This window comes from Burkholderia sp. Se-20378 (assembly GCF_017104665.1).
In the GTDB taxonomy this organism is placed as follows: domain Bacteria; phylum Pseudomonadota; class Gammaproteobacteria; order Burkholderiales; family Burkholderiaceae; genus Burkholderia; species Burkholderia lata.
In genome coordinates, this window is sequence record NZ_JAAGPG010000949.1 from 1 (window position 1) to 1,895 (window position 1,895).

The following is a 1,895-nucleotide window of genomic DNA, read 5'->3' on the forward strand; positions in this document are numbered from 1 at the left end:
GCCTTTTCGTCCGCCGACAGCCCGGCGGCGGCCGAGCGATCGTGCTGCGCGACGTGCGACGCGCCGTAGGGCGTGCCGCCGGTGCGCGTCGTGGTGAGCGCGGATTCCGTGTACGGGATCCCGACAATCATCATTCCGTGATGGAGCAGCGGCAGCATCATCGACAGCAACGTCGATTCCTGGCCGCCGTGCAGGCTGCCCGTCGACGTGAACACGCTGGCCGGCTTGCCGGTCAGCGCGCCCGACAGCCATTGCGGCGTGGTGCCGTCGAGGAAATACTTGAGCGAGGCGGCCATGTTGCCGAAGCGGGTCGGCGAGCCGAGCGCGAGGCCCGCGCATTCCTCGAGATCCCGCAGTTCCGCGTATGGCGGGCCGTCGGCGGGAATGTCGGGGGCGGTGGCTTCGCAGACGGCCGACACGGGCGGCACGGTGCGGATGCGGGCCTGCATGCCCGGCACGCTGTCGATGCCGTTCGCGATCGCGAGCGCGAGATCGCGCGTGGCGCCGTGACGGCTGTAATAGAGGACGAGAATGTCTTTCATGGGCTACGGAGCTGCGTGCGGCCGCGCGCATGCCCGGTGCAGTCGGCCCCTGCTGGAATCGAGCGGCTATTATAGGGGCTGAAGCCGTCGCGCAGCGCGGCGGCGGCGCGCCGTCGGGCGCGCGGCATCAAGAAGGAGAAGCCGTTTGCCGAAGTTGAGCGTCGATCTCGACACCATCAAGCGCCTCGCGCAGTTCGCGGCCCGGCGCAGCGCCGAGGATCGCATCCCGCAAGTGGCGGGCAGTCTGACGTTCACGACGATGCTGGCGCTCGTGCCGCTCGTGACGGTCGCGTTCGCGCTGTTCACCGCGTTCCCGATGTTCGCGTCGTTCCAGATCTCGCTGCAGGGGTTCCTCGCGGATCACCTGATGCCCGCGCAGTTCAACATCCAGATCTTCAAGTACCTGAACCAGTTCGCGTCGAAGGCGAAGGGGCTGACGACGGCCGGCCTGATCGTGCTTGTCGTCACGTCGGTGATGACGATGATGACGATCGAGTCGGCGTTCAACCTGATCTGGCGCGTGCGCAAGCCGCGGCCGTTCGCGCAGCGCGTGCTCGCGTACTGGGCGCTGATCACGCTCGGCCCGCTGCTGTTCGGCGTGAGCCTGTCGATCTCGTCGTACCTGTTCACGCAGTCGCTGGCGTTTACGGGGGCGGCGCCGTCGACATCGATCGTCGAGTGGCTGCTCGCGCTCGTATCGCTGCCGCTGACGGTGCTCGCGTTCACGCTGCTGTACGTGTACCTGCCGAACTGCACGGTCGCATGGCGCGACGCGGTGATCGGCGGGCTGTTCGCGGCCGTCGCGTTCGAGCTCGCGAAGCGCGGCTTCGGCTACTACGTGCGGCGCATTCCGACCTATACGGCCGTCTATGGCGCGTTCGCGGCGCTGCCCGTGTTCCTGTTATGGGTGTACCTGAGCTGGTTCATCGCGCTGCTCGGCGCGATGGTGGCCTCCGCGTTGCCGGCGATCCGCGTCGGCCAGTTCCACCGTATCCACTATCCGGGCAGCGATCTGCTCGACGCGCTGGAAATGCTCGCGCGGCTGGCCGAAGCGCGCACGGTCGGCAAGCGCGGCTACACGGCGATGCGGCTCGCGACCATGCTGCGCTGCGACATGGAAACCGCACAGCGCTTGCTGACGACGATGGAGGAGCGGGAATGGGTTGCGCGGCTCGACGGGGGCGGCGAGACCACGCCGCGCTACATCCTGCTCGCGAACCCTGAACAGCTGACGCTCGCGCAGCTGTTCGACGTGCTGGTGATCGACCGCACGGAGCTGACCTACCAGCTGCAGCGGCGCCGCAGCCACGTGGATGGCGCGGCGCTGCTTGCGGTGCTGTCGAGCGACCGGTT

The 1,895-nt window shown here is 68.0% G+C and carries 2 protein-coding genes; one reads left to right on the forward strand and one right to left on the reverse strand.

Annotated features, from left to right (window positions below):
• A partial coding sequence (wrbA, locus tag G3N93_RS39260) for an NAD(P)H:quinone oxidoreductase (protein ID WP_167071038.1) occupies window positions 1-542 on the reverse strand: 542 nt, incomplete at its 3' end.
• 145 nt (window positions 543-687) lie between these two features.
• Here wrbA and G3N93_RS39265 point away from each other — a divergent pair.
• On the forward strand, window positions 688-1,895 hold a 1,208-nt coding region (locus G3N93_RS39265; RefSeq protein WP_206135448.1), incomplete at its 3' end, for a YihY family inner membrane protein.